The sequence below is a fragment of the uncultured Cedecea sp. genome, assembly GCF_947498825.1.
Lineage (GTDB): Bacteria > Pseudomonadota > Gammaproteobacteria > Enterobacterales > Enterobacteriaceae > JGM124.
Genome location: NZ_CANMLV010000024.1, coordinates 48,834 through 67,620 on the forward strand (window position 1 = coordinate 48,834; position 18,787 = coordinate 67,620).

The 18,787-nt window shown below is 47.5% G+C and carries 16 protein-coding genes and 1 pseudogene; 10 read left to right on the plus strand and 7 right to left on the minus strand.

The genetic code is table 11. The features are described from left to right. Positions 1-12: 12 nt before the first annotated feature. From Q1A40_RS19410 to Q1A40_RS19425, 4 genes are all read right to left on the minus strand, one after another. Complete coding sequence (locus Q1A40_RS19410; protein WP_300004017.1) at positions 13-981, minus strand: ABC transporter permease; 969 nt, start codon at positions 979-981, stop codon at positions 13-15. Between the two features lie 9 nt (positions 982-990). Next, positions 991-1,953, minus strand: a complete 963-nt coding sequence (locus tag Q1A40_RS19415; protein WP_300004020.1) for an ABC transporter permease — start codon at positions 1,951-1,953, stop codon at positions 991-993. 258 nt (positions 1,954-2,211) lie between these two features. Further along, a complete protein-coding gene (locus Q1A40_RS19420) occupies positions 2,212-3,795 on the minus strand; it encodes an ABC transporter substrate-binding protein (protein ID WP_300004113.1) in 1,584 nt (527 codons plus the stop codon). 234 nt (positions 3,796-4,029) lie between these two features. After that, positions 4,030-4,929, minus strand: coding sequence for a polysaccharide deacetylase (locus Q1A40_RS19425; protein WP_300004023.1), 900 nt, complete (start codon positions 4,927-4,929; stop codon positions 4,030-4,032). 272 nt (positions 4,930-5,201) lie between these two features. On the opposite strand from Q1A40_RS19425, the gene Q1A40_RS19430 reads away from it, so the two are divergent. Genes Q1A40_RS19430 through Q1A40_RS19445 form a run of 4 tightly spaced genes read left to right on the plus strand, consistent with a single transcriptional unit; the run spans position 5,202 to position 9,177 of the window. Next, positions 5,202-6,551, plus strand: a complete 1,350-nt coding sequence (locus tag Q1A40_RS19430; protein WP_300004026.1) for an LLM class flavin-dependent oxidoreductase — start codon at positions 5,202-5,204, stop codon at positions 6,549-6,551. A gap of 11 nt (positions 6,552-6,562) precedes the next feature. After that, on the plus strand, positions 6,563-7,399 hold the full coding sequence (locus Q1A40_RS19435; protein ID WP_300004029.1) for an ABC transporter permease: 837 nt from the start codon (positions 6,563-6,565) through the stop codon (positions 7,397-7,399). A 35-nt stretch (positions 7,400-7,434) separates the two neighbouring features. After that, positions 7,435-8,397, plus strand: a complete 963-nt coding sequence (locus Q1A40_RS19440; RefSeq protein WP_300004032.1) for an ABC transporter substrate-binding protein — start codon at positions 7,435-7,437, stop codon at positions 8,395-8,397. A gap of 12 nt (positions 8,398-8,409) precedes the next feature. Beyond that, complete coding sequence (locus tag Q1A40_RS19445) at positions 8,410-9,177, plus strand: ABC transporter ATP-binding protein (RefSeq protein WP_300004035.1); 768 nt, start codon at positions 8,410-8,412, stop codon at positions 9,175-9,177. A gap of 179 nt (positions 9,178-9,356) precedes the next feature. On the opposite strand, the gene glpC is transcribed toward Q1A40_RS19445, so the two are convergent. The 3 genes from glpC to glpA are packed head-to-tail and all read right to left on the minus strand — an operon-like array spanning position 9,357 to position 13,440. After that, positions 9,357-10,568, minus strand: a complete 1,212-nt coding sequence (gene glpC / locus Q1A40_RS19450; protein ID WP_300004038.1) for an anaerobic glycerol-3-phosphate dehydrogenase subunit GlpC — start codon at positions 10,566-10,568, stop codon at positions 9,357-9,359. Positions 10,569-10,571: 3 nt separating this feature from the next. After that, positions 10,572-11,822: a glycerol-3-phosphate dehydrogenase subunit GlpB gene (gene glpB / locus Q1A40_RS19455; RefSeq protein ID WP_300004041.1), complete on the minus strand. Its 1,251-nt coding sequence runs from the start codon at positions 11,820-11,822 to the stop codon at positions 10,572-10,574. Beyond that, on the minus strand, positions 11,812-13,440 hold the full coding sequence (gene glpA, locus Q1A40_RS19460) for an anaerobic glycerol-3-phosphate dehydrogenase subunit A (RefSeq protein ID WP_300004044.1): 1,629 nt from the start codon (positions 13,438-13,440) through the stop codon (positions 11,812-11,814). Before glpA ends, glpB begins: the two co-directional genes overlap by 11 nt. A 263-nt stretch (positions 13,441-13,703) precedes the next feature. Between glpA and glpT the strand changes: the two genes are divergently transcribed. The 6 genes and pseudogenes from glpT (at position 13,704) to Q1A40_RS19490 (ending at position 18,735) form a co-directional block, all read left to right on the plus strand. Beyond that, positions 13,704-15,071, plus strand: coding sequence for a glycerol-3-phosphate transporter (gene glpT / locus Q1A40_RS19465; protein WP_300004047.1), 1,368 nt, complete (start codon positions 13,704-13,706; stop codon positions 15,069-15,071). Between the two features lie 210 nt (positions 15,072-15,281). Further along, positions 15,282-15,449 carry a hypothetical protein gene (locus Q1A40_RS19470; RefSeq protein WP_300004050.1) on the plus strand — a complete coding sequence of 56 codons (168 nt, stop codon included), beginning with the start codon at positions 15,282-15,284 and terminating at the stop codon, positions 15,447-15,449. A gap of 17 nt (positions 15,450-15,466) precedes the next feature. Then, positions 15,467-15,634: pseudogene (locus tag Q1A40_RS19475) on the plus strand (Tn3 family transposase); the annotation flags it as partial. A gap of 934 nt (positions 15,635-16,568) precedes the next feature. Further along, positions 16,569-16,889 carry a helix-turn-helix transcriptional regulator gene (locus Q1A40_RS19480; protein ID WP_300004056.1) on the plus strand — a complete coding sequence of 107 codons (321 nt, stop codon included), beginning with the start codon at positions 16,569-16,571 and terminating at the stop codon, positions 16,887-16,889. 507 nt (positions 16,890-17,396) lie between these two features. Next, positions 17,397-17,948, plus strand: a complete 552-nt coding sequence (locus tag Q1A40_RS19485) for a fimbrial protein (RefSeq protein WP_300004058.1) — start codon at positions 17,397-17,399, stop codon at positions 17,946-17,948. Positions 17,949-18,156: 208 nt separating this feature from the next. Beyond that, on the plus strand, positions 18,157-18,735 hold the full coding sequence (locus Q1A40_RS19490) for a fimbrial protein (protein WP_300004061.1): 579 nt from the start codon (positions 18,157-18,159) through the stop codon (positions 18,733-18,735). Positions 18,736-18,787: the final 52 nt, after the last annotated feature.

Genomic DNA, 18,787 nt, shown 5'->3' on the forward strand with positions numbered 1-18,787 from the left:
CAGGCTGCCCTCTTAACGGAGTTTGGGGTTCAGCGTATTCAGTAACCAGTCACCGAGTACGTTAAATGACAAAGACAGGATAACCAGCAAACTTGCCGGAAACAGCACTGTCCACCACTGTCCGGAAAACAGATACTGATTACCTTCATTGATAAGGGTCCCTAGTGAGGGCTGATCCGGCGGCATACCGACACCGAGAAACGACATTGTTGCCTCGGTTAAAATAGCGACACCCAGATGTAATGTCGCCATCACCAGTACCGGACGCATCACGTTTGGGACGATATGGCGCAGCATGATATGCAGAGGACTACCGCCACTGATTTGTGAGGCCATCACATACTCACGGCCTTTTTCCAGTAACGTCAAACCACGTACCGTACGGGCATACTGCATCCAGCCGGTTAAGGCGATAGCGCCTATCAGGATAATCGGGGCAAAGTGACCGATATACTCTTTAGGGATCACTACGCGTGCCACACCACTCACCAGTAAGGTGAACATAATGGTGGGAATACTGAGCATGGCATCGGCGAAGCGCATAATCACGGTATCGACGATGCCCCCGAAATAACCGCTTAAAACCCCTAATGTGACACCGAGGATCACTGCGGTTAACACGCTTAATCCGCCGATGATCAGTGAAATATTAAGACCATAAAGCATCAGCGAAAGGATATCCCGTCCTTGCACATCGGTACCCAGCCAGAATTTCGGGTCACCGCCGTTAATCCAGAAAGGTGGTAGCTCAGAATCCATTAAATCAAAACTGGACGTATCAAAAACATTATGCGGCGCTATCCAGTGGCTGAATAAAGAGCAGAACAGAATCAGCAGACAACAGAAAAACGCAATCACGGCACTTTTGCTTTGCCAGAATAACCAGACAAAATCACTATCAGAAAATGTCCGCCAGCGGGTGAGGAGACGCGTTGCTAATTTCTCTTTGGTCTCATTCTGGGAATAATGTTGAGGTTGCATTATTGCTCCTTATTGTGCCCGCATACGCGGATCGATCAAGTAATACAATAAATCGACGATGGTGTTGATAACGATAAAAATAAAGGCAATAAATAGCAGGTATCCGGATAATACCGGGACATCCACATAGTTAATCGATTGGATTAATAACAGCCCCATTCCTGGCCATTGAAAGACAGTTTCAATGACGATAGCAAAAGCAATTAACCCGCCAATTTCCAGGCCAATCACGGTGACGACCGGTAATAATGCATTTCTCAGTGCATGATAAAACCAGATACGATGATTTTTTATTCCTCGTGCCCTGGCGAATTTAATATATTCGGTTTTCATCACTTCCAGCATTTCGGTTCGCACCAGTCGCATGATGATAGTAATCATCGATAATGCCAGGGACAGAGCGGGGAGAATAAGGGCCTTAAGTCCTGTGGCGGTCAGCAGTCCGGTGCTCCAGAAGCCTATCTTTACTGTCTCTCCGCGTCCGCTGGAAGGCAGCCAGCCAAGCCAGACTGAGAAGACAATAATCAGCAATACGCCAATCAGGAACCAGGGGAGCGAAACGCCAATCAGAGAGATAATTTGCACCGCTTCGCGCATGAATTTATTCGGTGATATAGCGACCCAGACACCGAGCGGGATACCGACCAGCAAGGCGATAGTGATAGAGACAAAAACTAATTCCAGAGTCGCTGGCAGGCGCTCCATAATTAACTGAAACACTGACAGTTGATTATAATAAGAAATACCAAAATTACCGTGCATTAAACGGGTGATGTAATTCAGAAACTGAACGAACATCGGATCATTCAATCCAAGACTGGTACGCAACTGTAATCTTTCTGCTTGGGTGGCACTCTCTGGCAGCATATTAGCGACCGGATCACCAAGATACTGAAAAAGAATAAACGAGATCAGCGCAACGCCGATCAGTAAAAAAAATGCCTGAAATAGCTTCCGCAATAAGAAAAACATTATTGCCTCCAGTATTAAATTAGGGCCTGGTGAATAACCGATTTATATCCAAAATAATTCAAGTTGCTTGTAGACGCGCCTCATGCAGGCAACACTCAAACAACTGGAAGTATGACGGGTATATCCGTATCGGCGACAGCGATTCCTTTGCTAATAGAATCAGCAAAAAGAAAAATATCTACCGTTATACTGCTGGCTATAAATCACTGCCTGCCAGGCCGAAAATATTATTTATATAAACGATTAAACCATCGTTTATTATTGTTTTATTGTCGCATACCACAGACGCTGAATATTATCCGGGGTTTGTTTAATGTCGATATTTTTGCCTACAGCCCAGACCACCGGTTCAAAATGCATCGGTAAGAATGGCAAGTCCTGGTTTGCTTTACCCACCGCGTCACTGAGTAAGGCAAGACGTTTGGTATTATCCAGTTCGCCGACAGACTGGTCTATCAGGCTGTCTACCTCAAGATTGCTGTAACGAGGAATATTAAAGGTCCCCATATTTTTGCCGTCATTGGTGTGTAATAGCTGAACGGCGACACTGTAGGGGTCCATAATTGGCAGGTTAGCCCAGCCGAGCACGCCAACATCAGTCCGGCCATTAACAATAATCGGATCATAAACGCTGGCTGGATGCATATTCAGCGTGGTTTTTATGCCAATTTTTGACCAGTAGCTTTGTACCGCCTGACACCACTGAACGGCATTAATATAGGTGCCTTCCGGACAATCGAAGGTGAGGTTAAAACCGTTCGGATAGCCCGCTTCCGCCAGTAAAGCGCGCGCTTTAGTCGGGTCATAGCTAATCTTTGGTGCGGCATCGGCATTATAGCCGGGGATATCTGGAGCTAAATAGTTATCGGTCGGAACAGTCAAACCGCGCATCACTTTTTGCGTAATGGCCTCACGATTTATCGCCATCAGCATGGCCTGACGCACCCGAAGATCTTTTAACGGGTTTTCTGCTTTATCATTTTTAGCATTCAGCTGGTCACGAAGATTAAGACTTAAATAATCAACACGCAGTGAAGGGCTGACCTGCATATTCAATTTCGGATTGCTTTGTAGGCGCGGAATATCCTGTAACGGCACCGACGTCACAAGGTCATATTCCCCGGCTAATAAACCGGACAGGCGGGTTGCATCTGAGGTGACCGGTTTAAAAATGATTTTATCGATGTTGCCACCTGCACTGGTATTCCACCACTCCGGGTTTTTGACCAGCACCATTTGGGTATCACGCTGACGGCTTTGCAAAATATAAGGGCCAGTACCATTGGTATTATTGGTGGCATAACCTTCGGTTCCCTGACTGATATCTGTCGGTTTCAAGGCATTATGCTCAGCAAGCCATGGCTGGCTCATAATCATCACCCCGGTTAATTCATTCAGGGCAATACCGGTTTTTTTCACCAGGTGAACATCAACGGTATGTTTATCGACGGCTACCGCATCTTTGATTGTCGAGGCATTGGCCCGTACGCCGGAGGCCGGGTCGGTAATACGGGCGATAGAGGCCACCACATCGTCGGCAGTAAACTCATTACCATTGTGGAATTTTACCCCTTTACGCAGTTTAAAACGCAAAGTGGTATCGTCCAGCTGTTCCCAGCTTGTTGCAAGCCAAGGCTGGATCTTAAGATCCTGATCACGCTGTACCAGACCTTCATAAATATGGTTCTGAAAGGTTAATGCTTTGGTTGAAGCATAGGCATCCGGGTCAAGAGTGGGGATATCAGCATCGGTTGCCCAGCGGATAACATTCTCTGCACTGGCAGTGTGTGAAGTCACGGTAACCATGCTTCCAATCAACAGCGATAACAGTAGTTTTTTCATCATTCATCACCCAGTTGTTGTGTTAGTAATATTGCTAGCAATATGACTGATATTTGCAATAACGGTGCCAGGTTGCCTGGCTCTGATTGAATTCCGCGATCAGAGGCGCGGCCCGCCCAGGGATTGATGTTATGGGACTTAAAAGCCAGTACGGCGGATTTATCAGGCTGTTACTCTCATCTGTTTGCACTTTTTTAGTTCAGTTGCTTCCTGAATGGTGCCTGTCTTGTCTGTTTATGATGCCTGGGACGAAAACGACCGGGCGATAGCTGAAGGGGTGGTCAGCCAGATATCATCGCGTTGTTCCATCAAATGGCGCAGGGTCTGCTTTAGCTGATAAAAACGGAAAGGCTGACCGACAATATAAGGATGTAAAGCAATGCCCATTATCTGTGTACTGTGCAGGCTGCGTTGTTTCAGCTCACTGAACTGATCCTCAATCATGCGGCAGAACAGTTTGATAGAGGCTCCGTTAGGAATAATGGTCGGAATATCATTAATCTCTTGCGGGTAGGGGAGAGATAACAGCGGGCCTTCCTCTGTTTGCATCCAGGTTGGCATATCATCATGAGCCCAGTTAAGGTTGTAGTTAAAGCCCTGGCGTTTAAGGAAATCAGGGGTTTGCTCACTTTCAGATATCCAGGGAGATAACCAGCCATCCACTGGTTTACCCTGAAAATCTGTTAATCGCTGCTGACAATACTGAATTAACCGCTCTTCATTGACCGGACTCAAGTCACCCTGGCGCTGTGAGTTTGTATGGCCGTGGCCTATCAGCTCACTGCCAGGAATAGCAAGCCAGCGTTCCAGCAAGTCCGGGCAGTAATCAATGATGGCGGTATTACAGATAACCGCCGGGGGAATGGCTAAGGTTTCGAATAAATCGGCCAGATGCCAGGCGCCAACCCGGTTGCCGTAATCCCGCCAGCTGTAATTAAGGATATCCAGCGAGTTTGCCACCTGAGAGAGTTTTGCCCCCTCGGGGCTGCCGAAAGCAAAGTGTTCAAGATTAATGGCGATATACAACGCCATTTTTTTCCCGTTGGGCCAGGAAAGTTCTGGCGTCTGATGGGCAGCCCGCCAGTCAAAACGCCGGTGTGTATTGAGCTCCCAAATAATGTCTGGTGTGGACATAGTCAAACTTCCTCGTTTAAGGGGTAGAAGAGATAGCTCAAGCAACTCCTGTGCCAGGATAGCAATAGTGCTAGCAATATGGATGCCGAAAAAGTGAGGTATTAAAGAGGAACCCTCGTCATCACCATCACGTCAGAAAAGCCCTGCAAGGTGCATAAGCCATCGGTTAGCTAAAAAGCTGAAAATGACCTGAGAATTTGTTATTTCAATTTTTTGCCACGCGATTGTTAGTCTGGATTTCAACCTGCACAGAACAATAAAAGGTCGATCACATGACAAACTCCAGACAGATTAAACTCGGCGCATTTCTCCCCGGCGGCGGGCAGCATATTGCTTCCTGGCGTCATCCGGAACAGCCCTCTGATGGTGCAACACAGTTTGAGTTTCACCGCCAGTTGGCCCAGACCGCAGAGCGCGGATTATTCGACGCCTATTTTCTGGCAGATGGACTGGCGGCCTCTTTTGCCGGTGGTTCCGAGGGCGGCAGTGCCAAAGTGGCCGGCTTCGAACCTCTGACGCTGTTTTCGGCGCTGGCTCCCTTAACCAAAAATATCGGTTTTATTGCCACAGCCTCGACGACGTATGAAGAACCCTATAACCTGGCGCGTAAATTTGCCTCACTGGATCTGATATCGGGTGGCCGGGCAGGCTGGAATGTTGTCACCACGGCGACAGAAGCAGCGGCGAGGAACTTTAATCTTGATACTCAGCATCCCCATGAATACCGCTACCAACGCGCCAGAGAGCATGTTGAGGTGGTGAAAAAGCTGTGGGATAGCTTTGAAGATGATGCATTTATTCGTGATAAAGCCAGCGGCCAGTTTTTAGATTTGGATAAACTTCACGCCACTCACCATGTGGGGCGCTTTTTTAAAGTACAGGGACCGCTCAATGTCCCGCGCTCCCCTCAGGGGCATCCGGTAATTGTGCAAGCGGGCCAGTCAGAAAGCGGGCGTAGCCTTGCCGCACAAACGGCAGAAGTGATTTTTACTTCCCATCAGCATTTGCATACCGCCCAGGAATTTTATCGGGATATTAAACATCGTGCCCGCGCTGCAGGTCGTGATCCTAATCATCTACTGATTATGCCGGGTCTTGCGCCTTTTATCGGGCGTACTCTGGAAGAAGCTCAGGAAAAATACCGCACGCTGACCTCATTGATTGTCGAATCTGACGGTATCTCGTTACTTAACGGTTTAGTGGGTGGCGGTATTAATCTGGCGGATTTTGACCTGGATGGCCCGCTGCCGCCCCTTCCTGTTACAGAGGGAATGAAGTCCCGTCCGGAACTGATCCGTCAGATTGCCGACGAGCATAATTTTACTATTCGTGAATTATATCAATGGGTGGCGACTGCTCGCGGTCATCTTACCGTTGTCGGTAGTGCTGAGCAGGTGGCGGATATTATTCAGGAGTGGTTTGAAAATGAGGCTGCCGATGGTTTTAACATTCTTCCGCCATGGCTGCCCGGTGGGCTTGATGACTTTGTCGACTTAGTGGTGCCTGTTCTGCAAAAGCGTGGTTTATTCCGCACCGCTTACGAAGGAACCACGCTACGCGACAATCTGGGGCTCCCTTATGGTGTGAATCGCCATAGTCTCCCCCAAGCTAAGTCTGCCTGAGGAGTGAATCGATGAGTCTTATTTATCCCCCGCGGGTAAGCGGTAAAAAGAAGCAAATTATTGCCAGCCCTGCGCTCACTCTCACTTATAAGCACAGCCTGAACCTGGCTTCGCGCTATGGTTTATTACTGCTGTTTATTGCCTTCTGGCAGACAGGCAGCCATGTTGGCTGGTTAAATCCGGCAGTATTGCCCCCTCCGGACAGCGTCATCCGTGCGCTCTGTCAAGGGATCGTTTCGGGGTCATTGTGGGGTGATATCACTATCAGCCTGCAGCGTGCCGGCCTGGCATTTTTCTCTGCGGTGATTATCGGTATCCCGCTGGGACTGTTTATGGGGCAAAGCCGGGTGATTGAGCAGGCGCTTGATCCTATCCTGCAACTGTTCCGCCAGACCTCTGCTTTAGCGCTGTACCCGGTATTTATTCTGATTTTTGGCTTGGGTGAAACCTCAAAAGTCTTTGTTATTTTCTGGGCGGCGCTGTTCCCGGTATTACTTTCGACTATCAGCAGTGTTAAAGAGGTTGATAGCAAACTGCTTGAGATGGCGAGAACCTTTGGTGCCGGGCGTTTGACGCTCTTTTACCGGGTGATTGTTCCGGCTTCCATTCCGGGTATTTTTGTTGGCCTGCGTTTATCCGCGACCACTGCACTGCTGCTGCTGATTGCCGCAGAAATGATTGGTGCCAATCGAGGCGTCGGTTTTCAGGTGATTAACGCCCAGTATAATTTCCAAATACCGTTGATGTTTGCTTCTATTCTTCTTCTTGCCCTGGCTGGGCTATTAACTAACACCCTTCTGGTTCTGTTGCAGCGTCGTTTGTGTCGCTGGAATCCCCGTAGCCGGTAATTTCTCATTCTCTTTTTTATACAGGACACCAGAATATGAAGCTTTCGCGTTCTTTAATAGCGGGTGCCGCCCTGCTTATGGCTGCAACCAGTTTTACCGCCAGCGCCGAGGATAATGTCACTCTGCGCTATATGCCGAGTCATGGGGGAATTTCGGCCCATGAACTGGCTGATGCTCTGGGCTACTTTAAAGGTACCGGTATTACCATTAAAAATGTCGGTTATGCCAGCGGCGGGCCGGAGTCACTGTTTGCTCTTGCTTCGGGCAATATAGAGATAGGTTCTGCCGCGACGCCCGCAGTTATCAATGCGATTGCCAGTGGTAACAAATTCGTGGCCGCGTATCCGACTAACGGCATTGATGATGAAACCAAGTCTATTTTTTATGTCCGTGAAGACAGTCCGATTAAAACGGTGAAGGATCTGGCGGGTAAAAGTATTGCTATCAATACGTTAGGGGCTCATCTTGACTATACCCTGCGTGAAGCGCTGCATCAGGTGAATCTTCCTGAACGTGCCGCACGTCCGGTGGTGGTGCCGGGCCCACAGTTAGAGCAGACTCTGCGTTCGGGACAAGTGGATGTTGCCGCCTTTGGTTACTGGCAGACCACCTTTGAAGGTGCGGCCCGGAGTAAAGGCGGGCTGCGTCCGGTATTTAATGATACCGAGGTGCTGGGGCCGATTGCCGGAGGATTTACGGTATTGAGCGCTGATTTTGTAAAACAGCACCCACAGGCCGCGCGTGATTTTGTTATCCAGTCAGCCCGCGCCCTCGATTTTTCCCGCGAGAACCCAGAGAAAACCCGCGAAATACTGGCCAGACAGCTAAAAGCCCGTGGCGAAAATCCGGAACTGGCCCAGTACTTTACCGGTTATGGCGTACGCCCGGGAGGACGAGCTGAAGATCATGATATTCAGTTCTGGATTGATATTCTTGAGCGGGGCGGCGTGATTAACAAAGGCCAGCTAAAAACCAGCGATATTTTGCTTAAAGTTTAGCCGGAGGGGCATATGCAAACAGAATCTATCCGTTCTGGTGAAATCACCATCCGGCATCTGCATAAAGCGTTCTCGCTTGAGGGAAAACCCTTCGATGTGTTTCGGGGGTTAAACTTACATATTGAAGGAGGGCAGAGCATGGCTATCGTTGGTCCTAGTGGCTGCGGTAAAACCACGTTACTGCGTATTCTGGCAGGTCTTGAAGAGCCGGACGGCGGAGAGGTGACTATTGACGGTCGCGAAGTTCAGGGAATGAGTCGTGAACGGGCGGTGATTTTCCAGGAACCCCGGCTACTGCCCTGGCTTTCCGTACTGGATAATGTCCGCTTCGGACTTGATCTTCAAGGCGTTTCGGCCAGTCAGGCACGGGAGAGAGCAAAACAGGCGATTCAATTGGTAGGGCTGGAACAGTATCAGAGTGCCCTGCCAGGACAGCTTTCCGGAGGCATGGCGCAACGGGTCGGTATTGCCAGAGCCTTGGCTATCGATCCTGAAATTCTGTTACTGGATGAACCCTTGGGCGCACTGGATGCTATGACGCGTATTACCATGCAGGAAGAGCTGGAGCGGATCCGCGCACGCGGTAACCTGACGATGGTACTGGTGACGCATGATCTGGAAGAGGCTATTTATCTGGCTGACAGAGTGCTGGTATTACCCAAGGAAAAAGGCAATGCGATTCGTATTATCGAGGTTGCGTTGGCCCGCCCGAGAGAACGGAGTAGCCAGGCCTTTGTGGCGCTACGCCAGCAACTGATGGCTGAGTTTGGCCTGCATTAGCAATAATCAGTGATTAAGAAACGCTTAATCACTGATTTATCTTCTCCCAGAATAACTCGAATTGTTTGTAGGCACGAAGTGAAGCACGTCGATGAGCACAGATAAACTCTGTGATTCGGCACGCCTCAGGGCTCGGTCTGAACGCTGTAGACTTCTCCGTCTTTAGGCGGAGGAGGATGTCAATCCTTGTCAGAAAGTGTCTGTCTTAACGCTTGTGCCAGCAAAGTGATGGGATGTTCGCAGCGTTTGCTGGTGGACATCTCAATCTGCCACTTACAGGTTTCGCAGTCGGTGACGACAATGTCTGCACCACTCTCTTCAATCTGACGGAACAGGGGGGCACCGATAGATTGCGATGTGGCATAGTTCTCTTTCTTAAAACCGTAGGTTCCGGCAATTCCACAGCACTGTGAATCCAGGACGGTCAGTTCCAGTCCCGGAATTTTTCGCAGTAGTTCAAGGGTATAGAGCGTCCAACCCATTTTTTCCATATGGCAGGGAGTGTGATAAACCACTTTTAATGGCAGACTCTTCAGCGGTAATGTTTTGCCTTCGTCCAGCTTACGCCAGAGCCAGCGAGTTGCCAGTTCAATATGTTCACGCAGACCTGAATTATCGACATCCAGTACTTCCGGGTATTCATCGCGCAGGGCAAAAGTACAGGTTGATGAGGTGGCTATCACCGGAATACCTTTTCCCTCAATGGCGTCTCGCAGGGATGCGACATTCTTGACCGCCTGTTTACGCGCTTTATCCATAAAGCCATTGGCAATGAGCGGAACACCGCAGCACTTCTCTTTATTCAGCAGCTGTACCCCGGTTCCCATGGCGTTTAAAACGGTAACCAAATCTTTACCAAGCTGGGGATGGTTGTAATTGACAAAACAGCCGTGAAAGAAGGCAACCTGATCCTCAAACTGCGTTTGCTGTGCAGCAACACTGCGATACCAGCGGCGAAAAGTGCCAAAAGAGTATTTTGGCAGCGTCCTGCGATGGTCAATTTTTAATGCATAGTCGAGCAGCTGGCGTACGGGTTTAAGTGAGGTCGCGGTATTCACTACTGGTGCAAATGGCGTCGAGATACTGCCCATCAGATCAGTATGGCTGAGGATAAAATTACGCATTGAGGGGCGGGTAGTGTCATATTTTGCCCGCGCGCGCTGAATTATATCGCCGATTTTGATATCTGACGGGCAGGCGATTTCACAGCGTTTGCAGTTAATACAATACTTCAATGCCTCGTCATACAGTGCCCCATCTTTTAAGCGTAACCGTTCACCATCTGGCCCGGCGTGTTTAGGTCCCGGATATTGCGGATTAACCTGGCTTACCGGACAGACAGTGGTACAGGCTGTGCATTTGATGCAACTTTCAAAACGGGTATCGTTCATGGCTTATCTCCTCACCATGGCTGCATGATGCGCGGCATACAATGCGCTGACGGCACAAACACCACCACCACATCCCTGGGCTATGGGGTCGAATCCAGCGAGTATTGAACCGATGGCGTAAAGGTTATCGATGGTGTTACCCGCCAGCGAGGGACGGAAGGTTTCATCGGTGATAACACCAAATTGCTGCCAGGGCTGTGGGTCAAAAAAGTCACGCTGATACCACTGGGCGCGGGTGGCGGTTTGCTGTACATCCAGACCGAGGACAGGTTCTCTGATACCGTCGCGACCGGCGACCAGCCCTTGGCTGAAAAAGCTACCGCTGGCCAGTACGGCAAAGCGCGGTCGCAAGGGAATATCACCATGGTTACGCGTCCAGATTTCGCTGACTACCCCCTCATGAAGCGTTATCTTCTTCACTTCATCCCCTGGCATCCAGACGCCTCCCTGACGAACAAACTGCCGTTGTAACTGGTTTTGCAGACGGATACCCAGAACAGAAGGTGGCAGAGTGGGAAGTAGCATCACGGAGCAGGGAAATTTTTCATTTAACCAGCGCCAGAGCCGCTCATCAGCGAGTCCAAAACAGGCTGGCAAAATCATCATTTCGCAGGTTCTGGAGATGGGGAGCAGCGCTTCGTACAGCGATGGCCACTGGGCCTCTTGATCCAATAAGCGTGCAATATTGACCGAGCGAAACTCAGTGGGGTTATTGCGCAGGATATCCAGCTGAGGCAGGCAGATTTCGGCAGTCTCGGCCATCACTCCTTGTTCGGACAGAGACGCAGCGGCCAGATGTGCCTGAAAATCCAGTAATCCGGCTATCCCTACCAGACAAACGCGTCTGGCGGTCAGGGGCCAGAGTGGCACTTCTGGTGAGCTTAACCAGGTGGGGCGCAATGTCCCCAAGGGGGTTACGCGGTGCTGGATATTGTGGACATCTCCCAGCAAGCGAGCCCCAGATTCTGCGAACAGATTTTGTGCTTGTTGCGCCAGTTGCAGTACGGTCTGGCTGCCGAGCAGGCTATAAGGGTGCTGTGGGGCTTGTTTACATAATGCATCGAGAGCGGCTGTGATATCCGTGACAGGTTGACCATCCGGTAGATAACTGAGTAAATCGAGTGAACCCGAAGAGAAGGTCAGGGCACTCTGACCTTTGGTGATAATCGCGCAGCGTGCGCCACTTTTTTGCCGTTGCAGACCATAGAGTAAACCGGCCAGACCACCGCCGATAATTATCGAATCAAAGTTCATGCGGGGGCTCCTTCTCTAAGCCACATAATCCCTGATAGACCCAGCGAGTAAATTCGCTTTCGCGTAGCGCATCTCCCCAGGCGATGGGCTGTACCCCTTTCCAGCGTTCATTCAAAAAGTCAGAAAGCTGAGTTATCGATTGTGCGGCTGTGGTGACATTAAAACGTTGTAGTAAACCTGCGGCACGGCAGGCACATAGCTCCCCCTGACAGGTCCCCATGCCGACACGGGTGCGGCGACGTAGATCCAACAGGCTATTGACGGTTAAATTTTCGACGGCATATTGCACTTCGCCTGCGCTGACCGCTTCACATTCACAGACCAGGCTACGATGTAGACGGCTTTCACTAAGCCATGTCGGAGTACGATCGCCGTGGCGATAGACGGCAGAGCCGCGTAGCGGGGCGGGCAGAGAGATCACGCGTTTAAGTGTACTTTCGGTTGATTCTTGCGAACCCGGCAGTGGTATATCCGCGGTGGTGCAGGGGCGATGATGATTCAGTTTGCGGCAAACTGCGTCAGTCGCCCATTCTGCCATCAGGCGATAGGTCATTAATTTACCGCCGGTGATGGTAATAAATCCGTCCATACCGTCACGTTCAGCGTGATCGAACAAGACGATACCACGGCTGATATTACGACCGGTTGGGTCGTCATCGGTAGCCACTAGCGGACGTACACCAGAGTAGGCGCGTAAAATACGGGTATGCGCCATGACAGGGGCCAGTTTTTCCCCTTCACGCAGCAGAATATCTACCTCTTCGGCGGTTACGCGATTGCAGTCAATATCGTTATAGTCAATATGCTGGGAAGTGGTGCCAATCAGTGAAATCGTATCGCCGGGCACCAGGATATCGGCATCGGAAGGTTTACGGCAGCGGTTAATCACATGCTGGTTAATACGGCTCTCCATTATTAACAGGGAGCCTTTCGCGGGCAGCATGTGAATACGTAAATCGGCATATTCAGCAATGCGTTGTCCCCAGATCCCGGCGGCATTAACCACGACTGGTGCATGCAGAGACTGTGTTTCACCAGTCAGATGGTTACGCAGATTTACTCCGTGCACTCTGGTTCCGGTACGAATAAGTCCGGTGACTTCATGGGCGGTTAAAATAGTCGCCCCGTGCTCTTTGGCATCGAGCATATTGGCCGCGGTGAGGCGGAAGGGATCGATTGTGCCGTCCGGGACTTTCACTGCCCCGATTAATGTCGGATTAACGGCAGGCTCAATAATCCGCGCTTGTTTGGGATCAATAGTTTCGGTACTGATGCCTGCTTCTGCACAGGCGCGAATGAAGCTGGCCTGAAACGAAAGCTCGTCTTCCGGCAAGGTGATAAACAGCCCCCCGGTTGGCTCCACGCAGTGACGCGCGATGCGTTTCAGAATTTTATTTTCGCTAATACATTCTCGGGCTGACTCCCCATCGGTCACCGCATAGCGTGCGCCACTGTGTAACAGACCGTGATTTCGACCGGTGGCACCGGTGGCAATATCATGACGTTCCACCAGTATGACCCGCAATCCACGTAATGCACAGTCACGCGCAATTCCCGCCCCTGTGGCACCTCCACCAATGATAATTACATCACTTGTTTGCGAATCACACGTTTTCATTTTGCTTCCCAATGCGGTTCGTTTATTACCATTTAGCCACATTAAAAACATCACTTGTTTGATTTTGAGCAATTTTGTTTTAATTCGAAAATTAATATGAATATATCGCTCAATTTCGAGCGTCCATTGTTAAATATGTGGCGTAATTCACATTAGCGTCCTGGCTCTTTCCTTAACATCCCGGCTGTATTGGAAACAGCCGAGTTGTTTGCACAATTTTCACTGTGCACTCCTAATTGGATAGAAGGTCATGGAGGCTTTACATGTTGAGTATCTTTAAACCTGTGCCACATAAAACACGCTTACCGGCGGCGCAAATAGACCCACTTTATCGCAAGCTCCGCTGGCAAATTTTCTTGGGAATATTCTTTGGTTATGCAGCGTATTATCTGGTACGTAAGAATTTTGCTCTGGCGATGCCCTATTTGGTTGAGCAGGGGTTTTCTCGTGGTGATTTGGGATTTGCCTTGTCGGGAATTTCGATTGCTTACGGATTTTCTAAATTCATTATGGGCTCCGTTTCTGACCGTTCGAATCCGCGCATATTCCTCCCGGTAGGCCTGATTCTGGCCGCCGCCGTCATGTTATTTATGGGTTTTGTCCCCTGGGCGACGTCGAGCATTGCGACTATGTTTGTACTGCTGTTCCTTTGTGGATGGTTCCAGGGAATGGGGTGGCCGCCTTGTGGACGGACTATGGTGCACTGGTGGTCGAAAAAAGAACGTGGCGGCATTGTATCGGTATGGAACTGTGCTCATAACATTGGTGGCGGTTTACCTCCACTCTTATTTCTGCTGGGTATGGCCTGGTTTAATGACTGGAAGTCGGCGCTGTATATGCCCGCATTTGGCGCTATTATTGTGGCGTTAATTGCTTTTGCATTAATGCGTGATACCCCGCAGTCCTGCGGCCTGCCGCCAGTTGAAGAGTATAAAAACGACTATCCCGATGACTATAACGAAAAGGCAGAAGAAGAGCTCACCGCGAAGCAAATCTTTATGCGCTATGTACTGCCAAACAAGCTGCTGTGGTATATCGCGATTGCTAACGTCTTTGTTTACCTGCTGCGCTACGGCATCCTCGACTGGTCACCTACCTATTTGAAAGAAGTGAAGGACTTCTCACTCGATAAGTCTTCCTGGGCCTACTTCCTCTATGAATATGCCGGTATTCCCGGCACGCTACTGTGTGGCTGGATGTCGGATCGTGTTTTCCGCGGCAACCGAGGCGCAACCGGCGTGTTTTTTATGACACTCGTGACTATCGCCACCATTATTTACTGGCAAAATCCCATCGGTAATCCGAATGTTGATATGGCTTGTATGATAGCCATCGGTTTCTTGATCTATGGCCCGGTAATGCTGATTGGCTTACATGCTCTGGAACTGGCACCGAAAAAAGCAGCAGGTACCGCAGCTGGCTTTACCGGATTATTCGGTTACCTGGGCGGTTCTGTCGCGGCGAGCGCGATTGTCGGTTATACCGTTGACTTCTTTGGCTGGAATGGTGGATTTATCGTGATGGTCGGAGGCTGCGTGCTGGCCATTATCTTACTGTTTATCGTCATGATGAGTGAAAAACGTCACCACGAGACGATGCTGAAACGCCAGGCAGATGAGCTTCACAAGTAACAACAAACGACAGAGGAACATGTAGCCGAAAGTATTAATCTGACAGTGACCCGCATCAGTAATGGGCCACTGTCAGCAGATATTCTCCCCCTTCAGACAGGATATCGATAAGCTGATTAATCCGTTCCTGCGAAGTGCCGTCATCTTCCAGCTGTTCTGCGTGATTAAATCCGTAAGATTTACCGATACCGCGACTTTCTTCCCTGGGGAATGTTTACCAAAGCCTTCTTTGTCGTTGTATTCGGTACTGTAATAGTCGCCATGATTACCCGGCATACCTTTAAAGAAGTTATACAGCCTGGAAAGCCGCTCTTTGGTCTGGCTGAATTTCTCGCTAAGAGCTCTATCACCACCTCAGAGACAATCAGTGACGGCTGATAGTTTTGTACCCTGGGGGGCAAGGCTATCAATTGAGTGCTCTTGGCCTGGTGAGCAATGTGGTTGTATTACTGAACAGGCTTGACATGCAGGAGGTGCTGCCACATCTTCACCTGTCGGGCGAAATACCTGAGGAGGAACATCTGGCAAGTTTATTCCCACTGATACATGGTCATATAAATATGCCAGACCCTCAAGCCTCGTAGCACAGGGCACAGTCAGATTAAGTTATATTAACCCTCACTAAAAATAAGCAGACAGCGTGAGGTTGCTAATCATCCGATACCGGGTTTCCCCCACTGTCGTTCAGTTCATCATTGTATAAAGCACCCTTATGGCGTGATTTTCCATAATGACGACGACAAAACATTCTTGCGCCCGGGAGGTATTTTCCGGTTATTTTAATTTTTTAACCTTGCTCTCTTCCATTCCACCCTGTTTGACTTCCATTTCATAGAATATTGCATGACTGTTCCCGTTCCGACAGTCGGTTGCTTTGGCGTTTATATTTGGCTCAGGCATTTTTATACGTCGGGTGTTAAGCATTAAAGTTCAGTGCTTATGAGGTGTTTTTTATTCGATCTGCCTCCCATAAATCAGCTAGTGAGACAATATATCCAATACGGATGCGTTATTTAAAAACAAAACCTGTAACATTTAATCAATAAATTGTTGTGTTAATGTTTATTTAGCATTTCATTCTTGTTATTAAGCCTTTTTGTAGTGAATGAATCCAGATTATGGCCAGGGTTGTAGTGATTATTATCTGTATTTATCAAGTGAGTGGGGTTATATTCCATTTATTATTGGCGTGGCGATTTAAAGTTCTGTTTTCATATTGAAATAAATTAGATTCGACTTTTCATACGCATAAAAAGCGTATTATCAGTTAATTAACACAACCGATACAATGATATTGATTTTAATCAAAAATCATTTAAATCAATATTTTATATTATATTTAAGATAGAATTGATCACCATTTCCGATCAATAAATTGACACTAATAGATTTAAACTATCGTGATTACGCTTTTTGAACGTTTTAATCGATTTTACGCAATGCGACTATTCTGATTAAATCTGTCCAACAAAACATTACAAGGCTCAGGGGGGAAACATGAATGACCGACAAATTATCGATGACAGATTAAATATGTTAATGAGTAGTTACTTCAAATCTAAACGCCTTGAGCGTGGGTTAACTGGAAAACAAATGGGTAAATTGTTATGTGTCAGTCAACAACAAATTTCCCGCTATGAACGCGGTGAAACAGTTATCCCACTCAGTTTTATGGTGTTTTTTTTAAATTCGTATGCGTTTAATTTAAATGACTTCTTTGATTATATTTCTAATGGTATTGCTGCGCGTTATAATTTGGAAGTGGATGATGATTATCCATGTTTAAATACGGGACTGCCACCATACGCACGTATGTAATTATTTTTTTAATAAAAAAATAAAAATCGGAAAAATAATGTGCACTGACTTAGTGCTTGATGACTCACAAATAAATATAACTACCGTTGTCGTAGCCTTATTGGTCTTTGGTTGTTTAAAATTAAAAAATACGGGGTAACACCTGGTATGATGTGCTTTTGCGATGAAGTAATTTAGTTATGATGATTTTTTAAGTGTCTTTCGGACGGGGCGTTTTATTGTCTTTTAAAAAGAAAATGACTGATTGTCGATATTTTTAATCTGAATTATTAATGCGTGAACATAAAAATTAACTTGGTTGAGGCTGAATGTTAACTGATAACATTTTCAGAGGGGGTGTCATTGCTCTGAATTTTGTTAGTAAAGAAATAAAGGACTTAAATTGTCAGGGATGATGGTTTTATTCATGATGTAACTTTGTATTATCAACAGAAAATGAAATTTACACCGATGGTTTTATAATCTGTGTATGGTTTCTATTTATCTTTTACTAGTAAGGAAAAATAAATGAAATTCACTAAATTAGCAATGGCAACTTTATTTGCTGCATCTGTTGTTCCATTCAGCTCAATGGCGGAAAACACTGGTGTTGTCAACTTTAAAGGAACAGTTGTCAACTCGCCTTGTAACATCGCGCAGTCCTCACTGAATCAAACTGTCGATTTTGGTCAACTATCCCGTAAAGCACTGGAAAGTGGTAACAGTGCAGAAGAAAAATTCAACATTGAATTTACCGGTTGTGACTTTGATAACTATTTTACAGATGGGGACGGTAATGCGGTTGCTGTGAACACAATGGAACTCGTGTTCACAGGCCAAAACTATGCAGATGCAGCTAACACTATGCTGGCAACCTCAACAGGTAATACGAACAACCTGGGTATTATGATTGACGGTTTTGAATTCGGAACGGCAAAAGATGTTTTATCCAGAATTGAAAATAGAGTTGGCGACAATACATTAACTTTTACAGCAGTAGCTAAAGCTGTTGATGCAAACGAATCTGTTGTTGAAGGTACATTCTCGGCAATCTCTAACTTCCGTATTACTTACCAGTAAGCCGGTAAATTGACTGTCAGTCAAGCCTGTCGGTCTATGTAACTAACGAAGAGGACTCGGATTTTATTACCGCCTCTTCGTTACTATCAATTGCTAACACGTGTTTTTATTTAACAATCTCTACGACTATCTTCAGACAGAGTCTGTCAACAGTCGAAGCCAGCGGATAAGGCAGATGATCCTATTTACGTCTGTAAGGAAGAAACGAGTGACTGTTTATAAAAGTATTGGTTTACAAATGACAGGGAGTCTCTTTTTGCTTGTTTTGAGCATAACGGCTGCTTTAGCTGCAAAAGAGGTTGGCATGCGTAATGAAGGGGTCACTCAACTTGTGGGTAGTGTGATTTCAACCCCTTGCTCAATTGTGATGAAGGATCGCTATCAAGCGGTCGACTTTTCATCTTTAACAATGCCGATGTTATCAGCTGTGGTCGAGCGTGAAAAACGTATTCGACCATTTGAAATTGAATTACGTGATTGTGGCAATGTTTATAACGTAATCGATAGCAAAACATGGATGATACGTTTTGACGGTCAAAATGCTAACGATATCAACGCTTTTATTTTACAAGGTCCTTCCCAAGGTTTAGGGGTCTCCGTTCTTGATAACACAAAAAATATGTTGATACCAGGGGAAACCTATCCCCTGTTTGACAGTGTATTACGTCAAGGTAAATCTGGGGAAACTCTTTTTTTACGTTATTTTTTACAACTGGAGTTGACAGGAAAACCTTTAGAAGCAGGAAGTTATCGGGGACTCGTTCGTTTTTTTATTGATTATCAATAAAGCACAGAGATGTCTCTTCAATTATCTCATTGAGGTCGTTTTCCTTTCTTGG